The sequence below is a fragment of the Paenibacillus sp. UMB7766-LJ446 genome (assembly GCF_030226665.1).
Lineage (GTDB): Bacteria > Bacillota > Bacilli > Paenibacillales > Paenibacillaceae > Paenibacillus > Paenibacillus vandeheii.
Map to the genome: position 1 here is coordinate 173,120 of NZ_JASOYM010000013.1, position 20,502 is coordinate 193,621.

17 protein-coding genes are annotated in these 20,502 nt (G+C 45.7%); 13 read left to right on the forward strand and 4 right to left on the reverse strand.

Annotation, left to right across the window (positions count from 1 at the left end; genetic code table 11):
• Positions 1-12: 12 nt before the first annotated feature.
• Positions 13-711, reverse strand: a complete 699-nt coding sequence (locus tag QP794_RS26530) for a response regulator transcription factor (protein WP_285079740.1) — start codon at positions 709-711, stop codon at positions 13-15.
• Between the two features lie 380 nt (positions 712-1,091).
• On the opposite strand from QP794_RS26530, the gene QP794_RS26535 reads away from it, so the two are divergent.
• The 6 genes from QP794_RS26535 (at position 1,092) to QP794_RS26555 (ending at position 9,804) form a co-directional block, all read left to right on the forward strand.
• Complete coding sequence (locus QP794_RS26535) at positions 1,092-3,902, forward strand: ATP-binding protein (protein WP_285079741.1); 2,811 nt, start codon at positions 1,092-1,094, stop codon at positions 3,900-3,902.
• 329 nt (positions 3,903-4,231) lie between these two features.
• The gene (locus QP794_RS26540) at positions 4,232-5,578 is read left to right on the forward strand and encodes a cytochrome ubiquinol oxidase subunit I (protein ID WP_285079742.1); all 1,347 of its coding nucleotides are present in this window, start codon (positions 4,232-4,234) and stop codon (positions 5,576-5,578) included.
• Entirely contained in the window at positions 5,575-6,609 is a 1,035-nt protein-coding gene (locus QP794_RS26545) for a cytochrome d ubiquinol oxidase subunit II (RefSeq protein ID WP_024631373.1), read from the forward strand. Before QP794_RS26540 ends, QP794_RS26545 begins: the two co-directional genes overlap by 4 nt.
• A 32-nt stretch (positions 6,610-6,641) precedes the next feature.
• A complete protein-coding gene (gene cydS, locus QP794_RS33390; protein ID WP_443146349.1) occupies positions 6,642-6,815 on the forward strand; it encodes a cytochrome bd oxidase small subunit CydS family protein in 174 nt (57 codons plus the stop codon).
• Between the two features lie 72 nt (positions 6,816-6,887).
• Positions 6,888-7,964, forward strand: a complete 1,077-nt coding sequence (locus QP794_RS26550) for an MBL fold metallo-hydrolase (protein ID WP_285079743.1) — start codon at positions 6,888-6,890, stop codon at positions 7,962-7,964.
• A 214-nt stretch (positions 7,965-8,178) separates the two neighbouring features.
• Positions 8,179-9,804: an ABC-F family ATP-binding cassette domain-containing protein gene (locus tag QP794_RS26555; protein ID WP_285079744.1), complete on the forward strand. Its 1,626-nt coding sequence runs from the start codon at positions 8,179-8,181 to the stop codon at positions 9,802-9,804.
• A 140-nt stretch (positions 9,805-9,944) separates the two neighbouring features.
• Here QP794_RS26555 and QP794_RS26560 read toward each other — a convergent pair whose 3' ends face one another.
• A complete protein-coding gene (locus QP794_RS26560; protein ID WP_024631370.1) occupies positions 9,945-10,133 on the reverse strand; it encodes a hypothetical protein in 189 nt (62 codons plus the stop codon).
• 291 nt (positions 10,134-10,424) lie between these two features.
• Between QP794_RS26560 and QP794_RS26565 the strand changes: the two genes are divergently transcribed.
• Entirely contained in the window at positions 10,425-11,315 is an 891-nt protein-coding gene (locus QP794_RS26565; protein WP_285079745.1) for a cation diffusion facilitator family transporter, read from the forward strand.
• A 114-nt stretch (positions 11,316-11,429) separates the two neighbouring features.
• Here the strand turns inward: QP794_RS26565 and QP794_RS26570 are convergent, their stop codons facing one another.
• Both QP794_RS26570 and QP794_RS26575 read right to left on the reverse strand, forming a co-directional pair.
• The gene (locus QP794_RS26570) at positions 11,430-11,933 is read right to left on the reverse strand and encodes a hypothetical protein (RefSeq protein ID WP_285079746.1); all 504 of its coding nucleotides are present in this window, start codon (positions 11,931-11,933) and stop codon (positions 11,430-11,432) included.
• A gap of 401 nt (positions 11,934-12,334) precedes the next feature.
• Positions 12,335-12,499, reverse strand: a complete 165-nt coding sequence (locus tag QP794_RS26575) for a DUF1328 domain-containing protein (RefSeq protein ID WP_017692264.1) — start codon at positions 12,497-12,499, stop codon at positions 12,335-12,337.
• Between the two features lie 219 nt (positions 12,500-12,718).
• Between QP794_RS26575 and QP794_RS26580 the strand changes: the two genes are divergently transcribed.
• From QP794_RS26580 to QP794_RS26605, 6 genes are all read left to right on the forward strand, one after another.
• Positions 12,719-13,231 carry a DUF948 domain-containing protein gene (locus tag QP794_RS26580; RefSeq protein WP_285079747.1) on the forward strand — a complete coding sequence of 171 codons (513 nt, stop codon included), beginning with the start codon at positions 12,719-12,721 and terminating at the stop codon, positions 13,229-13,231.
• A gap of 87 nt (positions 13,232-13,318) precedes the next feature.
• Positions 13,319-13,831, forward strand: coding sequence for a hypothetical protein (locus QP794_RS26585; RefSeq protein WP_285079748.1), 513 nt, complete (start codon positions 13,319-13,321; stop codon positions 13,829-13,831).
• A gap of 93 nt (positions 13,832-13,924) precedes the next feature.
• On the forward strand, positions 13,925-14,269 hold the full coding sequence (locus QP794_RS26590; RefSeq protein ID WP_024631365.1) for a YflT domain-containing protein: 345 nt from the start codon (positions 13,925-13,927) through the stop codon (positions 14,267-14,269).
• A gap of 389 nt (positions 14,270-14,658) precedes the next feature.
• A complete protein-coding gene (locus tag QP794_RS26595; RefSeq protein WP_024631364.1) occupies positions 14,659-15,828 on the forward strand; it encodes a PP2C family protein-serine/threonine phosphatase in 1,170 nt (389 codons plus the stop codon).
• Positions 15,825-19,544: a response regulator gene (locus tag QP794_RS26600; protein ID WP_285079749.1), complete on the forward strand. Its 3,720-nt coding sequence runs from the start codon at positions 15,825-15,827 to the stop codon at positions 19,542-19,544. The genes QP794_RS26595 and QP794_RS26600 overlap by 4 nt, the downstream gene beginning before the upstream one ends.
• 71 nt (positions 19,545-19,615) lie before the next feature.
• Positions 19,616-20,488, forward strand: coding sequence for a CheR family methyltransferase (locus QP794_RS26605; RefSeq protein WP_285079750.1), 873 nt, complete (start codon positions 19,616-19,618; stop codon positions 20,486-20,488).
• Positions 20,489-20,502 lie beyond the last annotated feature (14 nt).

Below are 20,502 nucleotides of genomic sequence, written 5' to 3' on the forward strand. Positions count from 1 at the left end.
TTTCGCCGTGTACTAAATGACGTATTTATATCCCGTTCCCCAAACCGTCTTGATATACCGTGGATTTTTGGGGTCGGGCTCAATTTTTTTGCGCAGACTGGAGATGTGTACATCGATTGTACGGTCAAGATATGCCCGCTCTGAGCCCTTAATTCGGTCCATAAGTTCATTGCGGGTAAATACCTTGCCGGGATTCCGGTACAATTCCTTCATAATCTCAAATTCGATATGCGTAACCTCGATTTCATGACCATCCACAAACAAGGTTCGTCTGTACTCATTTACACTGACATGTCCAGCGACTTCAGCAGGCTTGTCCTCTTTTACCGGTTTGTTCGGATAGGCGATTGCCGATCTGCGGAGTAAAGCCTTCATGCGGGCATCCAGCTCTTTCAGACTAAAGGGTTTACATAGAAAATCATCCGCACCATTATGCAATGCTCTGAGCCGATCATTCAGCATGGTGCTGGCTGAGATCATGAGTATGGGTACAGTGGAGTGCTGACGAAACGCATCAACCAGATCATTGCCGTCCATTTCAGGCAGCATCAAGTCAGTCACTACAATATCAGGCTGGAATCGTGGGAAAAGTTGAAGAGCTTCGCGTGCATGATGAACCCGTTCAGTTATGTAACCCTCCTCCTCAAGAAAGAAAGCAATCATGTCGGCCAGATTTTTCTCATCTTCTATAAGAAGTACTTTAATAGCCATTGAGGTCACACTCCTGATGAAATGAATTTGTTAAGAAATTTCTAGAAATTTGTCGTAATTTTGTGAGGGAATACTGCAAATTTTTTAATGTTTGTATTCCAGAATATAGGATGCATATGTAGAGAATTGTATAGAGTTCGAGCCAAACCTCAGTATTTTACCATGAATGTAGCTTATTTGCCGATCATTCAAAATTTCCCAAAGCTACATGGAGAGGTAATTACAGTATAATGTATCAGATCGATGAAAGGGAAAAAAGTCGATTTTACGAGCTTTATTTTACGGGAGGAACCAACGTTGTTGTTGAATGCAAACATAGAAATCAGTCATGAGGGCAACTGCCTATGGACTACATAAAGGCTAGCAAGGTGTTAGATTGGGTGATAATCAAACTCCGTATTCCGTGGCTGGGCACTGCCATACTTATTATCCTTGGGACGCTTGGAACGATATTTCCCTTAACTTTATTTTATGGTGTACAGCTAATGTTCGGTATAGCCGCAGCTTTTATTGCCCTGCGCTTACATGGGGCTATTTACGGATTCATTACCTATATAGGGATCAGCTCTTTGGGTGTGTTATGCACAGAATTGGTCCCTAACAGCCTGTTTATGATCGGAGCTCATTTCATCGAATTGATCTGGATGCTGCTGTGGCAGATACGCTCGAAAAATGGAAGCATCATAAAAGCCAACGCCGTATTTTGGGTTGTGATGTTACTGCCAGTGATTTTTTACGGATATTTCATCATGGGCATCAGTCTTGACGAATTAAAGTATGGCTATATGCATGTCGCTGTAATCAGCATGGTTAACGCGCTGATTGCAGGCATAGTGGTGGACTTCTGGATTATAAATGGTGAACTGAAGTCGAAACGAACAGGAACCATTCCGCTCACGAGAATTGCTTTTAAATACGTTGTAGCCTTTGTAGTAGTTGTTTCCCTTACCCTGTTGTCCGCGGATAGTCGCAGACAATTGGGGCAAATAAATGATACCATCATGCTGAACCTGAAACATGCTGCCAATGCAGTTATCAAGGATTTAAATGAACAATATTTAACCAATGAGAACATGCAGCAGAGCATGGAGCGCTATCATCATCTGCTGGACGTAAACGTCATTATTCTGGATTCCAATGATAGGGTCATTGCTTCAGGGCTGGATACACTTCGGGTAGGAGAACATCTGGATTTCAATAATTATCGTTTTCTGAATCCAGGGGAGAACAGCATTTTATTTCGCTCCGGTGATGCTTATTACAGTGATGTGCTTACTCACTGGAAAGAGGCTTCGTTCATGTACGAAGCAGATATGACTACAAGTACAGCATACCGAGTATTCGTTGAGACCAGTTCAGCCCATTATTATACACGAATCGAGTCGATCTATCTGACTACACTTCAATCGTTGTTTATCATTTTCATGGTTTCCATGATTGTAGCCGCTCCGCTCAGTCGAAAAGTGGTAAGTCCATTGAAGCGCCTTACACGCATGACTGGCTCTCTGCCAAGGCTGTTATTTCGTAATGGAAAAATGGAGTGGCCGAGCAGTCATGTAACCGAAGTACAGATTTTGATTGGCAATCTGCGCAAAATGGCCGATGTGCTCCTTGAACAATTCGAACAGATTCGCCAGGACAAGCACACCCTGGAAGATAGAGTCAAAGAACGAACGAAAGAGCTGAAGAATAGTGAGGAGATCAAACGAGCGATTATTGATTCATCCATCGATGCCATTATTGCTGTGGATTTGAACGGGCTGATTATCGAGTTTAATCCCGAAGCCGAAAGAATGTTTGGACTGAAACGGGAAGAAGTGGTATTCAAGAAGGAAGCCCCATCCCTATTCCAGGGAGCGAGCTATATGGAAATCAAAAAAATGCTGGAAAGATTTGAGTTTATCTTGGGTAAACGGCATGTCATTGTGGAAGAGATTTCAGGCATACGCCGGGATGGTTCAGTTTTTCCGATTGAGTACAAAATTGTAGAAATTCAGTTGGGCAATAACGAAACGCTGTATAACTTGTTTATCAAGGATATTACCGAGCGGACAAGAGCTGAGGAAGAGCGTGTACGTCATGCACTGGCCTTGGAGAAACTGAATGCTGAACTGTTTCACGAAAAAGTTGCCATTCAGGAGCAGCGGGACATTAGCGAGCATTTCATTGAATCCGTTCGGGAAGGTCTGGTCATGTCTGATCGGTCTGGCACCATCACGATAGTGAACAGAAGAATTGAAGAAATGTTTGGTCTCGGAGATTTTTCGGGCAGATCCATTGAGGATCTAGCTAATGCGATTGACACCATGGTGTTAACCCCCGATTTCAATTTGATGGAGCAGACGCGTGCATTTCTGGACGGACAACGGGCTTTTGTTGAAACTGAATTTATATTCAATGATGTGGAAAAGAGTGTATTTTCCCTGTACATGAAGCAAGTGGATGTTCCCGGTAAAAACCATGGATTTCTGCTGGTGTTCCGCGATCGTACGGAGGAAGAACGTCTGAATCGGATGAAAAACGAACTGATCAGTGTGGTCTCGCATGAGCTTCGAACCCCTGTAGCGACCATTATGGGCTATGTGGAACTAATGATGATGTATGATCTTCCTGCTTCACAGCGTCAGGAGTTCATGGAAACCATATCCTCGGAAGGTTCGCGGCTGAGTAGTCTGCTGGATGATGTACTTGATATTCAACGTTTGGACAATGAAGGTATGACCTACCACAAGACCTATGTACCTTTGCTTGAACTGGTTGAGGGTGTTGCAGAGCAATGGAATATGCAATCCATTCAGCGCATCTATGTGCATGCATTTAATGGAGACTTTTTTGCTTATGCGGACCAGAACCGTATGGTTCAGGTGCTCCATAATTTGATTGGTAACGCGGTCAAGTACTCGCCTGGAGCAGACCGAATTGATATTACGCTGTGGGAAGAGAAAGAATGGTTATGCATCGATGTACGTGATTATGGCATAGGTATTCCAGAGAACGTGCAGGACCTACTGTTTTCAAAGTTTTATCGTGTGGACAATTCGGATCATCGCCAGATTGGCGGGACTGGACTGGGGCTTTACATTTCGCGCAAAATTGTAGAGGATCACCAGGGTACGCTAACCTTTATATCCGCGCCGCTCAAAGGAAGTACGTTCAAGGTTCGATTGCCCAAGCAAGACGAACTCGTGTAAGGCAAGAGAAAGTCTTTATCGGAAAGGATGCTTTCATCCTGAAATCGATAAGGGCTTTTTTGTTTTTCAAAATTTCCCGGATAAAAAAACAACTTCTTTTGCAAACTGTATATAGAGCCAATAATTTGCATTCCATGCAAAAGGAGGACGGCAGGTCTATGTTCCGTAAACAAGAGAAAACCCTTATTATCGTCTGCTTGGTCGCAGCCGTGATTGTGCTATATGCCGTTGTCAAAAGTATTATCCGGATCATGAGTTATTGAGTTATATCGTCATCCAGGCGGTATGAAGTCGTACATAATGATTATGTGAAAGAGGAGTGTAACCCCATGTCATCCCTGGACCCTGTTCTACTCAGCCGGATGCTTACCGGTCTTACCCTGTTTGTGCACATCATTTTTGCCTCCATCGGTGTAGGTGTTCCACTCATGATTGCCTTGGCTGAATGGCGCGGATTGCGCACCAATGATATCCATTACACCTTGCTGGCGCGCAGATGGGCGCGTGGTTTTGTCATTACCGTTGCCGTGGGTGTGGTTACAGGCACCTCCATCGGTTTACAGCTCAGCTTGCTGTGGCCGATGTTTATGCGAGTAGCGGGGCAGGCGATTGCCTTGCCACTGTTTATGGAGACGTTCGCCTTTTTTGTGGAGGCGATCTTTCTTGGCATTTACCTTTACACATGGGACCGTTTCAAAAAGAAATATACGCATATGCTGCTGCTTATTCCGGTGGCGTTGGGTTCCTCTGCCTCTGCGATATTCATCACAACGGTGAATTCTTTTATGAACCAACCTCAGGGGTTTACCCTGATTAATGGCATTATGAAGGATATCCATCCGATTGCCGCGATGCTGAATCCGGCTACCCCAACGAAGGTATCTCATGTGCTTGCCTCTTCGTATACCTTAAGTGCAGGGGTTCTCGCAGGTATCGCCGCGTTCAGTCTGCTGCGGGGTCGGAACCATGTCTATTATAAAAAGGCACTTAAACTCACAACGGTATGTGCACTCGTATTTGCGGTCAGCACGGTCATGATCGGAGATTCGTCCGGTAAATTTCTAGCGAAATACCAACCGGAGAAGCTGGCCGCCGCGGAGTGGCATTTCAAAACAATGACGAAGGCGCCGCTGGTCTATGGGGGCATTCTTGACGAGAACAATGAAGTGAAATACGCCATTGAGATTCCCTATGCACTCAGCATATTGGCGGGAAACAGACCCGACACGGAAGTGAAAGGGCTGGAAGAATTTCCGGCCGATCTCAGACCGCCGTTGTCCATTCACTATATGTTTGACCTGAAAGTGACGACCGGCGTGATCATTCTGCTGATTCCGGTGCTCTATGTAATCCGTCGCTGGCTGCCGGGGCGCAAGCCTTATCCCAAATGGCTGCTGCTCGGCATCGTCCTGCTCGGGCCGCTGGCCATGATTGCCATTGAACTGGGCTGGATGTTTGCCGAGGTCGGCAGGCAGCCCTGGATATTGCGCGGTTACATGAACGTGTCGGAAGCCGCAACAACGTCAACCTCCGTGGGGTGGATGCTGATTCTGTTTATTCTGCTGTACCTAATCCTTTGCTTCTCCGCAATCCGGGTACTCAGCAAGCTGTTCCGTAACAAGGAAGCAGAGAAGGAACTGGAGTCTCTCGGCCTGGAAGGAGGGATCGTGCATTGAGTTTTGAAATTGCAGGCATCGCGATCTTGTGGACGTTTCTGTTTGGATATCTGATCGTGGCTTCGATTGATTTTGGAGCCGGATTTTTCAGCTTTTACAGCATATTAAGCGGACACGAGAACAAAATTCATAACATTATTCAGCGTTATCTCTCCCCCGTGTGGGAAGTGACGAATGTGTTTCTGATCTTTTTTGTTGTCGGTCTGGTCGGATTTTATCCGGATAGCGCTTTTTATTACGGGACAGCGCTGCTTGTTCCAGGTTCATTGGCCATTGTGCTGCTTGCCATCCGGGGCGTGTACTACGCCTATAATACCTACGGGAACCATGGGCAGAACAGCCGGATCTACATGGCATTGTACGGAGCAACGGGATTGCTGATTCCGGCGGTGTTTTCCACCATTTTGGCGATATCCGAAGGTGGAATTATTGAGCAGGTGGGTGACCAGGTATTTTTTCGCTGGCGTGAGTTTCTGACGAATCCGTATACCTGGTCTGTTGTATTGCTTGCTTTGGTAAGCGTGCTGTATATCTCTGCGATGTTTCTTTCCTACTACGCCAAGCGGGCGGAGGATGAGACTGCGTTTGAAGTCCTGCGGGAATATGCGCTCCTATGGAGTCTGCCTACGATCTTTGCCAGCTTTCTGGCATTTTTGCAGATCAACAAACAGAATCCCGCACACTTTGAGCAGATGTTAAATATCTCTTGGATGTTCATCGCATCTTTTATCTGTTTTGTGATCGCCGTCTCGCTGGTATGGAAACGTAAATATATGGGCTGGTGCTTTATCGCCGTCATGCTGCAGTTTGCCTTTGCCTGGTACGGCTATGGGCGCTCGCATCTTCCATACATTCTGTATCCGTACATTAATATTTACGACAGCTTTACGAACAAGACGATGGGTATTGCGCTTATTACGGCGTTCAGCCTTGGACTGCTGGTGCTCATTCCTTCACTCGTGCTCATTATGAAGCTGTTTCTGTTTGATGCCAATTATGTGCGCGGTAATGCTGGTAAAAAGAAAGGATGAGTCCGTTCATGCTTCCCAACATGCTGTTCATCATGCTTCCTAGGTTGCTTCTCAGCTCTGACGCGGGAGTGACGGGGATTCCCGGTATAACGGGGTTGAGTTTTTTTGAGACCTTTACGATTATGTACGCCCCACCACTGATCATTGTGGCTGCAATTGCGTTTTTGTTCATCTATTTGGCGAAATGCAAAAATCCAAGGGATTGATTCGTTGGTACGTACTTTCCAATTCGGGGTAATCTTTTGTTAAGATACAGAGGAGGGGAGGAGGGCCCTTTCATGCCGAAAATCCGTTATAACAACATTGATAATGTAAGTACGGACAAAACGCTGAAGGAATTCAAGCAATGGAGGGAGCAACGGCGCAGCAAGATGAAGGATTATTCCTACACCGTGCCCAAGCACCCACCTGAACTAGATTATCTGCATGCCAACCAGGCTGAAACCACGATTACCTGGATTGGACATTCCACATTTTTTATTCAATATCATGGATTAAACATCGTGACAGACCCGGTTTGGGCCGAAAAAATGGGATTTCAGCGCAGACTCGGTGCGCCTGGCATTCCGATTCAGGATATTCCGCCTCTGGATGTCATTCTCATCTCGCATTCCCACTATGATCATTTGCATCTCGCATCGCTGCGGAAATTGGTCACGGCCAAGACGCTGCTCATTGTTCCCGATGGACTGAAGCGCAAAATGGTGCGCAAAGGATTCCATCGGTGTCATGAGATGAAATGGTGGGAACATATTACGCTTGGCCGTGTTAAAATAACCTTTGTGCCTGCGCAGCACTGGACGCGCCGAACCTTATTTGATACCAACACGTCCCATTGGGGCGGTTATGTATTGGAACAGCATCATCCCGCGGTTGTCCCGTCTGAAGAGACTGCTGCGACGAGCCAAGACCGTGCTCATGAAAATTCCCGAGCAGCTGGAACGGATGATCCATCAGAAGCATCAGCATCAGCATCAGCTGCTAATCCTCCCGGCGGCCCGCCTGTTATTTATTTTGTGGGGGATACAGGATACTTTCAGGGATTCAAAACCATTGGTGAACGCTTCGACATCGGTGTCACCCTGATGCCAATCGGCGCATACGAACCAGAGTGGTTCATGACATCCCAGCATGTGACGCCGGAAGAAGCGCTGCAGGGCTTTGTAGAAACAGGCTCCCAGCTTATGGTCCCCATGCATTATGGAACGTTTAAGCTGGCGGATGATACACCCAAGGAAGCACTCGATCGAATGGAAGCGGAACGAGAACGACTAGGAATCAACCCAGAGCGCATTCGGGTGCTGGGGCATGGCGAGACACTCCGCATCCGGCACGAGGAAAGTAAACAAGACTAACAAAAGTGAGCTAGATATGCTAATGTAAGGGTATACCCGCATGAACGGTACATTTACCAAATCTTTAGCGATTAAAAAGCGGCCAATTTTCGAATTTGCCGCTTTTTTGTGTTATAATATGGTGCCAGAATAGGCTACGGGATATTGAATCCATGATTGAATTAGTTGCTATTCATGCAGTATGCAGAATATTAAATAAAGGATGGTATGCTTAATGATTAGTACAAGCGGCATCACGCTCCGCTACGGAAAACGTGCACTTTTTGAAGATGTGAATATCAAGTTCACGCCAGGCAACTGTTACGGTCTGATCGGCGCCAACGGAGCCGGCAAATCAACATTTTTGAAAATTTTGTCCGGTGAAATTGAATCGAACTCGGGAGAGGTGCACATCACCCCGGGCGAACGCATGGCCGTTTTGAAGCAAAACCACTTTGAATATGATGAGTATCCGGTTCTCGAAACGGTAATTATGGGCCACAGCCGTCTCTATTCCATCATGAAGGAGAAGGACGCATTGTATGCCAAAGCGGACTTTACAGAAGAAGATGGATTGCGCGCAGGTGAGCTTGAAGGAGAGTTTGCTGAGTTGAACGGCTGGGATGCTGAGCCGGATGCAGCGGCACTCCTGATCGGTCTGGGTATCGAACGTGACATGCATGAGAAGAAAATGGTTGATCTAAGCGGTAACGAAAAAGTTCGTGTCCTGCTGGCACAAGCATTGTTTGGTCGTCCAAACAACCTGCTGCTCGATGAGCCTACCAACCACTTGGATCTCGAATCCATTCAATGGCTGGAGAACTTCCTGATGGATTATGAAGGTACTGTTATTGTGGTATCCCATGACCGTCACTTCCTGAACAAAGTATGTACACACATTGCCGATATCGACTTTGGTAAAATTCAGCTGTACGTAGGTAACTACGATTTCTGGTATGAATCCAGTCAATTGGCTCTTGCTTTGCAACGTGATGCTAACAAGAAAAAAGAAGAGAAGATTAAAGAGCTGCAAGCCTTTATTCAACGTTTCTCTGCGAATGCTTCCAAATCGAAGCAAGCGACTTCACGGAAGAAACAACTCGACAAAATCACGTTGGATGATCTTCGTCCATCAAACCGGAAATACCCGTTCATCAACTTCAAGCCGGAGCGTGAAGCGGGTAAACAATTGTTGACCGTTGACCGCATCAGCAAAACGATTGATGGTGTGAACATGCTGAATGATCTCAGCTTTGTGGTGAATAAAGGGGATAAAATCGCCTTTGTTGGCCCGAACGGTAATGCCAAATCGTTGTTGTTTGATATCCTTATGGGTGAAACAGAAGCGGATAGTGGCGAATACACTTGGGGGATTACGACAACCCAGGCTTATTTCCCGAAAGACAACTCCAAGTATTTTGACGGAGTAGATATGAGTCTCGTAGATTGGCTGCGTCAATATTCCAAGGATCAGGATGAAACGTACCTGCGTGGATTCTTGGGTCGTATGCTGTTCTCAGGTGAGGAATCCCTGAAGAAAGCAAGTGTACTCTCCGGGGGCGAGAAAGTCCGCTGTATGCTGGCAAAAATGATGCAAACGGGCGCCAATGCTCTGATTCTGGATGAGCCAACGAACCACTTGGATCTCGAATCCATTACCGCACTGAACAACGGTATGATTGATTTTGACGGTACCATGCTGTTTACATCGCATGACCATCAGTTCATTCAAACCATTGCTAACCGGATTATCGAAATCACGCCAAATGGCGTCATTGACCGTCAAATGAGCTATGATGAGTATCTGGAAAGTGACGAAATTAAAGAATTGCGTAACAAAATGTATCCAGTAGAAGCTTAAGATAAGCTAATCTGTTTACATTGCGTATGGTGAACTAAAAGAACCGCAAGCTCTCCAGTGGAGGGCTTGCGGTTCTTTTTTTGGTCATACAGGGTGATCCTGTAACCTTAGAAACATCTCATACAAGAGCTTCTTACGGTCTATGACCCGCCAGTACGGCGGCGTTGGTTGTTAGGCTTTTTGTTGTTCTGGCTCTTCATTGCTTTGGGGCCGCCTTCAAAATAGGCACTGGATTGGTTACCCGTGTTTGCCTGTTCTTTCTTCTGCGCCAGTTTTTGGCGTATGGCATCCTGCAAACTGACTTTTTTCGGTTCAGTATTATCGCTCATCGTTATTCCCTCCCGGTCTTACAGTAAGCCGTCCGAATTGGACGGGATGTACTCATTTTATACGTTTTACAAAAGCCCCACAAGGGCAACCTGATAAAATGCTGAAATCCTTCACTTTTTTGACTGGACCAACATTTTTTCTCTTCGTCTACAGCCCTGCGGTCTGGCAACTTTGTTTCGGCTCCCCTACAGCAATGCAGCTTGGCAACACTGTTTCTATAGACCCACACAGGACGCATTTGGTAACATGGAACAACCGTAATACGAAACGTTAAAGGAGTGTCGCCCGGTTTGAACGCCTATGAAGAAATACGCAAAGGAGAGCGCGGGGCTTGGGTCAGTATTGTGGCCTATCTGGTCTTGTCTGCTTTTAAGTTGATCTGCGGATATTTATTTGCTTCCAGTGCTTTGCTGGCAGATGGTTTCAATAACCTTACAGATATTGTTGCGTCTGTTGCTGTATTGATCGGACTTCGCATATCCCAGAAGCCGCCTGATTCCGATCATGCCTATGGTCACTTTAGAGCGGAAACGGTCGCTGCCCTAATTGCTTCATTTATTATGGCCATGGTTGGCCTGCAGGTATTGGTTGAAGCGGTTCGTTCCTGGTATGAAGGGAACTTTGTTGCACCGAACCTGTGGTCAGCAGCGGTTGCGGTTGCCTGTGCGCTGGTGATGCTGGGCGTATATCGTTACAATCATCGTCTTGCCAAACAAATTAACAGTCAGGCCCTGATGGCTGCAGCCAAAGATAATCGATCGGATGCTTGGGTCAGCATCGGAGCTGCAATTGGGATCGTCGGTGCGCAATTCGGTCTTCCTTGGTTGGACAAAGTAGCTGCAATTGCTGTAGGTCTGTTGATCTGTAAGACAGCATGGGAGATCTTCCGGGATTCAACACATCGTCTGACAGACGGATTTGATCAGAAAGACCTGACCGATCTAAGATCATCTGTGGCTCGGGTGCCTGGTGTAGAGATGATCAAGGACGTGAAGGCGCGTGTGCATGGTAGTCATGTATTGGTGGATGTGGTTATTGAGGTGGATGGAGGACTGAGCCTGATCGAAGGTCATCAGATCTGTGACCGGGTCGAAGAGCGATTGAAACGTTCGCATAATATTATGCATGTACATGTACATGTGGAGCCTAAGATGAAAGAAGGAACCGCGGGAAGCCCTTGAGACCGGGAGAGACAAACCCGAAATAAACGCTTATGAAATGAAAAGAGGACAGCCGCTGCCTGAGCGCTGTCCTCTTTACTTATCTTTACTTATCGTTAGAACGATTATACGATACTATTGAATAGCAACGTGGATCCAAGCTTTGCCTTTCCACGTATATACTTGTACCCACTGACCGCCGTCGAATCCATCTACAACTTCACCTGTTGTATCGATGATTTGGGAACCCAGTGCACCGATCGGCTTGCCATTAGGTGTGTCATAGAACCATGTGCGCTCCAACAGGTTGAGCAGCATCGTAGGGACCAGAACCTCATCTCCTGCTTTCACAACAGGTTCATCAAACATTTTGTCGTCCGTTGTTGGAGTTGTAGTTTCAGTAGTTGTTGAAGTACCCTTCGTACCCGTTGTGTCCTCTGTTGTGCCAGTAACAGTCTCAGCTGTGCCTTCTACAGTGTCTACAGCAGGTTTGTTCACTTCAACCGCAGGCGTTGTTGTGGTTGCCTGTGTTCCTGTTTCTGGAGTTACCGACCCGGTAACCGCTTCCTCAGCACCTGCGGCAGCAGCCATGGAACCCATCAAAGTCAGAGCAGCGGCAAAACTTACGATTTTTTTCATTTGTTTTTCCTCCTCGGTTAGGTATGTAGTTTTGTTGTCCTGTGTTAAAAGTAACCAAGCGAGCTCACTTGTGAAACACAAATTATAACAATATTTTCTTGGTTTCTCCAGTGTCAACTGGAGCATATGTGGGTATAAGGAGAGCCTGTAAATATCATACTTCGGTGGGAGAAAACCGGGTTGACTACGTCATAATGGTCCTGTTTTTTATGATCTAGTCGGGGAGAAGGGGTGGAATAGACGAGAAGGGAGCGTAATACATAATAGAGATAAGTCATAATTTGCTTGGGCATCATTGTTGCAAAAAAAGATGCTATAAACGCACAAAAGCCTACCGGCTTTTGCAAGCGCGATAGGCTTTTGTATGTATCGTGTGCTGTTCATAAGGGGAGAAGCCCCATTCATCGCATTCGGCTGCGTCCCGTAATCAGGGAGATGACGAACAGTACAACAAAGATGAAGAAGAGTACTTTGGCAATAGAAGCAGCTGCTTCAACAATACCGAAGAATCCGAAAATACCTGCAACAAGAGCAATAATTAGAAATAGTACCGACCATTTCAACATGGGTATCATCCTTTCGTTTATAGAACTGGGTAGCGAGAAGTGTTCGTCTCACTGCCGTGTGTAGTTGTTCTTTAACCGAGGCCTTTCGGGTTGAAACATTGTGATATTTTACCAGGTTGTGCTGATTTCACAGTTCATCTTCTATTTGTTTCGCCTCGGAATTGGTCGGGTAACTAAGCAATAACAAAACCGATTTATACTGGAAAGTGAGGTTCTTTTATGATCTATCAAATTAGTGTGGCTTTAATTGCAATTGCATTTGCAGTACTTGTATTCTTTTTAATTCGTACCTTGAAGTCCGCTCAGGGTTCACTCGACAATGTGTCACAGACACTGCAGGAAGTTCAAAAGACCATTGATGAGCTTAGTTATGAAGTAAAACAGACGGTAAGGCATGCCAATGATATTACAGTTGATGTGCAGCACAAAATGAAACAAATTGATCCTGTTATGGAATCTGTACAAAATTTGGGAGAAGTGCTGAACGAAGTGACGGAAGCCGCTAAGCAGGTATCATCCACGCTGATGGCTAAGTTTCAGACGAAACGCAGCAGCAGTGAACAGAGCAAACGATCAGAAGTAGCGAATGTAGTACAGACGCCGCCCGCGACATCGACAGATCGGACACTGCAATCCTATGAAGCTACATATCATGATGATGCCAAGGGCGCAAAAAGCTGGCTGAAATATGTGGATGTAGCCGCTAATGTATGGCAACGTATGCGGAAATAGCATGACCGTTTTGTAATCAATAGAAGTCTTCAGAGCGGTGATGAACCTGAAGAAAGGGTGAGAATCATGATGAAACTACTGCTTGTTATGTTTAGCGTAATTTCTCCCTTTTCCGTTCAACCGGCAGCGGTACCCGCTGCTCATGATATGCAATGGACGGTAGCGAAAGAGGAGACACCAGAAATAGTTCTGGCTGCTGATCGTTCCGGAACTGTCCAGCATTTTCGGACTCTGAATGACATTTCTCTGGATGACAGCATCGATGATATTTTAGCCAATAAAGGTCAACCGGTTCATAAGGAACATGATCCCTATCTGGGTTGTCCGGAGTATGAATTCAAAGATGTAACCGTTGGGCTCTGCGAAGATACAGGAGTGGTCAATTATGTGCATATTGATGCTTACGAGAAACGTCTGAAGCTTAATCAGGAGTGGATTGATATGGATATTGAGGACATTCGGGATGCTTTGGGCAAGCCGTATTATGTAGCAGAGGATGGAGAAGTATTCCTTCGGGGAAGTCAGGCGCTGAAAGTGTATATGAAGCCAGGCTCCAATCAGATTGAAGGAATAGATCTCTTTGATGAATCAGTTTCCTAGGATTGGTTAATCCAGAAACGTTTCAGTCCCATACCATATGGTTATATATTAAGTAGCTCGATAAAGAAGATCAATCAGAGGAGAGTGGAAACGATGAATTCAACCAATGCGCAAGCTTATGCAAAAGTGGTAGAAAACGGAGTCCAAGCGGTAGAAGCGGTGAAAGAATTGCAGATTACCGGATACCTTGCTGATCATATCTTCGTTCTGGCCCATGAAAAGGATCGTACAGATCGGATTGCCGATACGGCCGACGCCAAAGAGATTGGTATTAAGGAAGAAGGCGTATTTGATTCCATGGCGAATCTGTTCCGCTCCCGTGGCGATGAACTCCGGGCCAAAATTGTTTCGATGGGCTTCACCGAAGCTGAGGCAGATTTTTATGAGAGTGAACTCGATAAAGGCAAAGTGCTTGTGATTGCCAAAAAGAAAGAATAGCATAGCCGATACAAACGTAAGCTGGAGCCTTCTGACAAGGGACAAGCTTCAGAATCGAGTATTTTGTTTGAATCAAAGAAGTTTTACAGTTGATGATGCAGAATGCTTAACCAAAAACATAGATAAGGAATGGGGATATCCCCATTCCTTATCTATGTTTTTGCAAGTTTGGAAGCGGGATCAGAACGCAGCAAAAACAGGGTGACAAGCGGGGGAATTCTCCTACGATGGTGCCATTTACTGATAGAAGTTTTTTGATAATACGATTATAGTTAGACTAGGAATTATTATGTCTACCGCTGTCTTGAATGCGAAATTTGTATAATTAAGGTTGTTAGCGGACCTGATAAGAATCGACAAACCCGGACGCCACAGATAAGGAGATAGAAATGAGAATACTTATTGTTGACGACAATCCGACGAATGTCATTATCATTCGAGAAATTCTGAAAAAAGAAAACTATCGTGACATTGTAACGGCAAGTTCTGCCATGGAGATGTTTGAAGTTCTAGGGATTGGGGAGGAAAACAATGAACTTCGTCCCAAACCGTCGGATATTGACCTGATTTTGCTGGATATGATGATGCCGGAGATGGATGGAATCGAAGCCTGCAGCATTGTGCAGAAATTTGAGAATCTCAAGGACATACCTATTATTATGGTTACTGCAATCGGAGATTCCAAGAAATTGGCCGAGGCGCTGGATGCAGGGGCATCCGATTACGTGACCAAACCAATCAATAAAGTGGAACTGATGGCCAGAATCCGTCTTGCGCTTCGTCTGAAGCAAGAGAAGGACTGGCATAAAGAGCGGGATCAGCGGATTCAGGATGAGCTGAAACTTGCGGCGATGGTACAGAATGCCGTGTTAAGCCCTGCTATTGAAGATCCGCTATTTCACGTTAATGCCATTTACAAACCTTCATTTGAACTCGCGGGTGATCTTTACTCTTGGTATCCGCTTGGCGAAGGCAGATATGGAGTTCTGCTGCTGGATATGATGGGGCATGGAATATCTTCATCACTATTTACGATGTTTATTGCTTCCGTGCTGAAAGACACCGTTACAACGTATGTAGACCCGGAGAAGGTCATTCAGGAGCTGAATCGTCGCTTTAATCAGCTGCATTTGGAAAAACAGCTGGTGCAGTACTATTTTACAGCGATCTATCTGGTAGTGGATACCCGAATGAAGCGGATTGACTACGTGAATGCAGGCCATCCACCAGCACTCTTTTTCCGTCATGATGGAAGTGTGACCACGTTTGACAGCGTCTGCTGTCCTGTCGGTTTGTTCGACAAGATGGACATTGAACCACAGACGATTCACTATGAAGGTGACGGGCACATTGCGCTGTATACGGATGGATTAACCGAAGCCGTTCAGGGCGACCAGGAAATGCAGCAGGCATTTCTGAAGGAACAACTGGCGGGCTCCCACCAATGGGATGAAGCGGCCATGCAGGCATTATTCTTCGATGATGAAATTCCGCAAGAGCGGGATGATGATAAATGTTTGGTCTGGATTACCTTAAATAAAGGGGGCGAAGCTGAATGAAAATCAGAAATAAACTGCTGATCGGCTTTACAGCTCTGATGGCCATATTGATCGTGCTTACGTTTGTGAGCTACGAACGGCTGAACAGCAGCAATAAACAGGTTGACCAAATGTATCAGGAGCGATATTTAAAGGTTAGATACACCTCATCCGTACGTGGAGAAGTTAATGATATCGCGAAAGTGCTGGCTAACTTGTTACTTAACCCGAATAACTCAACCGGCACTGCAGAAAATGAGCTTAAGGAAATGCAGGGACGGGGAGAAGGTTACCTTAAGGAAGTTCGTCAACGGGCTGACAGTGCGTCGGAGCATCAACTGGTTGACCGTGTAAATGTGGCTTGGAATTCTTATAATTCTTATGCTGCCAAACAGCTCAGCTTGATGTCTCAAGGACGTGCGGAAGATGGCAACAACTACAGGAATTCAACCGGTCTTGCTGTGCAAAAGGAAGCTGTGGACAGTCTGAATGCACTTTCCCGTTTTCAGGATCAGGAGATTGATAGTGAAATTAAGGCTGCTAACGCAGCATATACACGAGCAGTTCAGATTACTGTAGGCATCATGATTGCGGGGCTTCTGCTTGCTCTCGGGGTTATTATGTGGGTACTGCCTAGTATTACGCGTGGTCTGAATACGGTGTCGATGATGATTACCAGTTTTGGTAAAGGTCGATATCGAACCATTCGTCGTATACAGGTGAAGTCCACCGACGAGATTGGACAGATTGCCAGTGTGTTCAAGGATGTCTCCAATGATTTGGAGGAGAAACTGGAAGTCGAGAAAGCTTATTTACAAGCACAGCAAGATCAGAACTGGATGAGTTCCAACATAGCCAGAGTTCCGGAATTGCTGCGAGGTATTGGCTCCATTCGCCAGATCTCACAGATGTTTATCAGTGAATTTACGCCTGTACTTGGAGCTCAACTGGGCGTTGTATATCTGATCGATGAAGAGAAGCATCCGGACGAACTGAGACGTTATGGTGCTTATGCGTTTGAAGAGAATGAAGATGTTGGCAAAGAGGTTTACCGGATCGGAGAGGGATTAATTGGACAAGCCGCATTGGATATGACTCCAATAATCATGGAAAAAACTCCGGAGGATTATGTGAACATTGGATCAGCAACGGGATCATCGCGTGCTTCGGGTGTGATGATCTATCCTGTCGTATTTGAGGATGAACTGATTGGTGTGGTCGAACTAGCTTCGTTTGAAGGGTTTACGAATCTGCATACACAGCTGTTCTCGCAGCTGATTATGAATCTGGGCGTCATTCTTAACAACGTTCGCCGCCGTTTGCGGGTGGAGGAACTGCTGCGCGAATCCCAGGCGCTTACGGAGGAATTACAGGTTCAATCTGAAGAACTTCAGACCCAGCAGGAAGAACTGCGCCGTTCCAATGAAAATCTGGAAGAGCAGACGGGGGCCCTCAAACGTTCGGAAGAGCTTCTTCAGCGTCAACAGGAAGAATTGGAGCACTTCAATACCGAACTGATTGCCAAGACACGAGCATTGGAAGAACAAGTTCGTGAAGTGGAAGAGAAGAACGACGAGATTGAGAAAACAAAAACACAGCTTGAACAGCAAGCCATGCAATTGTCGATGACTAGCAAGTACAAATCCGAATTTTTGGCAAATATGTCGCATGAACTTCGTACGCCACTTAACAGTCTTTTGATTCTGTCCCAATTGTTATCGGAGAACAAGGATGGAAATCTGAGCGTTAAACAGCAGGAATATGCCCAAACGATCTATATGTCGGGTGCAGATCTGCTGAAAATGATTGATGAAATTTTGGATCTGTCCAAAGTGGATGCGGGCAAAATGGACATCAACTATGAGACGGTTCGCATGGATGAACTGACCAGCTTTGTTCAACAGAATTTCGGTCCAATGGCGAACAAAAAAGAACTCAGCCTGAACATTGAGTTCGACAGCAATTTGCCGGAATGGGTATACACCGACAGCCATCGCGTGAAGCAGATTTTGCGGAATCTGTTGTCGAATGCGTTCAAATTTACCAACAGGGGATCGGTAAGCCTGATTGGACGGAAGATGAAAATGGAAGAGCTTCCTGGATACTTGAATACGAATCAGGAATATGTAGGCTTTACCGTGAAGGATACCGGAATCGGAATTCCTTCGGACAAAACGGATTTGATCTTTGAAGCATTCCAGCAGGTGGATGGTACAACGAGCCGCAAATATGGCGGAACGGGCCTTGGACTGTCCATCAGTCGCGAACTTGCTCGCCTGCTTGGTGGTGCCATTCAGGTCGAATCATCCGAAGGTGTGGGCAGCAGCTTTACTCTGTACCTGCCGGATAATCACGAAGAAGAGATTCAGGTGGACGAAGCTATGACAGAAGCTGCCGCTTCTTCTGAGATCGAACAGTCTGCAAGAGAGACCTGGACGATGCGTTCAGGCAGACAGATGGTCCTTACATCGGATCCGGATAGTAATTCGTTTATGAAAATGCCTCAACCCGACTCACCTGTACTTGCCCAGCTGGAAGATGATCAGAAGAACCTGATGGAAGGCGACAAGATTCTCCTTATCATTGAGGATGATGTGAATTTTGCGCATATTTTGATGGATATGGCGAGAGGCAGAGGATTTAAGGCGATTGTGGCGCTTCAGGGAGACAAAGGACTCGAAATGGCCCGTCAATATTTGCCGGATGCGATAATCCTTGATATTCAGTTGCCTGTCATGGATGGCTGGGCGATTCTGGGCGAACTGAAAAGCAGCTCCGCGACACGTCATATCCCGGTCCATGTGATTTCGGTAATCGATGATATGAAACAAGGTTTGATGATGGGAGCCATTGCTTATCTCAAAAAACCTTCCAGTAAAGATTCGCTGGATAAAGCTTTCTCGCATATCGAATCCTATACAGAGAATCAATTGAAACGTCTGTTGATTGTGGAAGATGATGAAATTCAGCGCAAAGCAATCATTGAACTGATCGGCCACGATGATGTTGCAATTACGGCAGTGTCCACCGGCAGTGAGGCCTTGAACGAATTGCACAGTCAACGCTATGACTGTATGGTACTGGACTTGATGCTGACAGATATGACCGGATTTGAATTGCTTGATCAGATTCGGGACGATCAATATTTGAATGATCTGCCGATCATTATTTATACAGGCAAAGAGCTGGACAGTAAAGAAGAGATGAAGCTTCGCAAATATGCGGAGTCCATTATCATCAAGGACGTGAAATCACCTGAACGTCTGCTCGATGAGACGACCTTGTTCCTGCACCGGGTAGAAGCCAACCTGCCGGAAGACAAACGTCGGATTCTGCAGAAGCTGCATAACAAGGAAACCTTGTTTGAAGGTAAGAAAATATTGCTTGTGGATGATGACATCCGTAATGTATTTGCCCTTTCAAGTGTGCTCGAAGGTTATCGGATGGATGTGACATTTGCAGAGAACGGCCGTGAAGCTCTGGAGATTCTGGATAAGAACCCGGAAATCGATCTGGTGTTAATGGACATGATGATGCCGGAAATGGATGGTTATGAGGCCATGACGCGGATCAGACAAATACCGAGATTCGAAAAATTGCCAATTATCGCCTTAACCGCAAAAGCGATGAAAGATGATCGCGGCAAGTGTATTGAGGCTGGAGCATCCGATTATGTAAAAAAACCGATCCAAACGGATCAATTGTTATCCTTAATGCGGGTATGGTTGTATTCGTAACCCAATAGTTTGGGTAATGAAAGACAATACATCTAATACGCAAGTAACAAATGAAGAAGTGGAGAGAAAATATGACACCGTGGGAACCTACCGAGGCGGAGGCAGAATCGATCCGCATGCCGCAAGATGAAGAGCGTGAATTGATCGAGATCGAGTTGCTGTTGGAAGGTATGCACCGTTTATATGGATATGATTTTAGAAACTATGCGTTGCCTTCATTAAAGCGCAGAATCTGGCATTATGCACATGCCGAAGGCGTTAAGACCATTTCTGGCTTACAAGAACGGGTGCTGCATGACCGTTCTGCGTTTGATCGTTTTGTACAGAACTTGTCCATTCCCGTGACGGAAATGTTTCGTGATCCTACGCTTTTCCGAATGTTTCGCGAACAGATTATTCCGATCTTAAGAACATATCCGTATATCCGAATATGGCATGCTGGCTGTTCTACAGGAGAAGAAGTCTATTCCATGGCGATTATGCTGCACGAGGAAGGACTGTATGACAAGGCAAGAATATATGCGACAGATATGAATGATCGCTCTTTGCAGCAGGCCAAGGAAGGCGTATATGGCATCGAGAAAATGAAACTATACACTACAAATTACCTTGAAGCCGGGGGCACGCGTGCATTCTCAGAGTATTACACGGCCAAATATAATTCTGTTATTTTTCATCCTTATTTACGCAAAAATATTATTTTTGCCGAGCATAACCTGGCAACAGACCGTTCATTTAACGAGTTTAATGTGATCTTTTGCCGCAATGTCATGATTTATTTCAATGATGAACTGCGGAACCATGTGCACGGACTTTTTCATGAAAGTTTGAGCCACTTTGGCATCCTTGTTCTGGGTTCTAAAGAATCAATACATTTTACGGAATTCAGCGATGCCTACGAGCCGTTAGACCGGACGGAAAAAATATACCGGAAGATTAAATAGGGGGTTAGGCTTAG

Excerpts from the sequence above, each read along its gene's own strand:
- QP794_RS26555 (WP_285079744.1), top strand. The coding sequence starts at position 8,179 with ATGATTAGTACAAGCGGCATCACGCTCCGCTACGGAAAACGTGCACTT.
- QP794_RS26595 (WP_024631364.1), top strand. The coding sequence starts at position 14,659 with ATGAGAATACTTATTGTTGACGACAATCCGACGAATGTCATTATCATT.
- QP794_RS26605 (WP_285079750.1), top strand. The coding sequence starts at position 19,616 with ATGACACCGTGGGAACCTACCGAGGCGGAGGCAGAATCGATCCGCATG.
- QP794_RS26575 (WP_017692264.1), bottom strand. The coding sequence starts at position 12,499 with ATGTTGAAATGGTCGGTACTATTTCTAATTATTGCTCTTGTTGCAGGT.
- QP794_RS26560 (WP_024631370.1), bottom strand. The coding sequence starts at position 10,133 with ATGAGCGATAATACTGAACCGAAAAAAGTCAGTTTGCAGGATGCCATA.
- QP794_RS26590 (WP_024631365.1), top strand. The coding sequence starts at position 13,925 with ATGAATTCAACCAATGCGCAAGCTTATGCAAAAGTGGTAGAAAACGGA.
- QP794_RS26585 (WP_285079748.1), top strand. The coding sequence starts at position 13,319 with ATGTTTAGCGTAATTTCTCCCTTTTCCGTTCAACCGGCAGCGGTACCC.
- QP794_RS26550 (WP_285079743.1), top strand. The coding sequence starts at position 6,888 with ATGCCGAAAATCCGTTATAACAACATTGATAATGTAAGTACGGACAAA.
- QP794_RS26530 (WP_285079740.1), bottom strand. The coding sequence starts at position 711 with ATGGCTATTAAAGTACTTCTTATAGAAGATGAGAAAAATCTGGCCGAC.
- cydS (WP_443146349.1), top strand. The coding sequence starts at position 6,642 with ATGCTTCCTAGGTTGCTTCTCAGCTCTGACGCGGGAGTGACGGGGATT.
- QP794_RS26540 (WP_285079742.1), top strand. The coding sequence starts at position 4,232 with ATGTCATCCCTGGACCCTGTTCTACTCAGCCGGATGCTTACCGGTCTT.
- QP794_RS26580 (WP_285079747.1), top strand. The coding sequence starts at position 12,719 with ATGATCTATCAAATTAGTGTGGCTTTAATTGCAATTGCATTTGCAGTA.
- QP794_RS26570 (WP_285079746.1), bottom strand. The coding sequence starts at position 11,933 with ATGAAAAAAATCGTAAGTTTTGCCGCTGCTCTGACTTTGATGGGTTCC.
- QP794_RS26600 (WP_285079749.1), top strand. The coding sequence starts at position 15,825 with ATGAAAATCAGAAATAAACTGCTGATCGGCTTTACAGCTCTGATGGCC.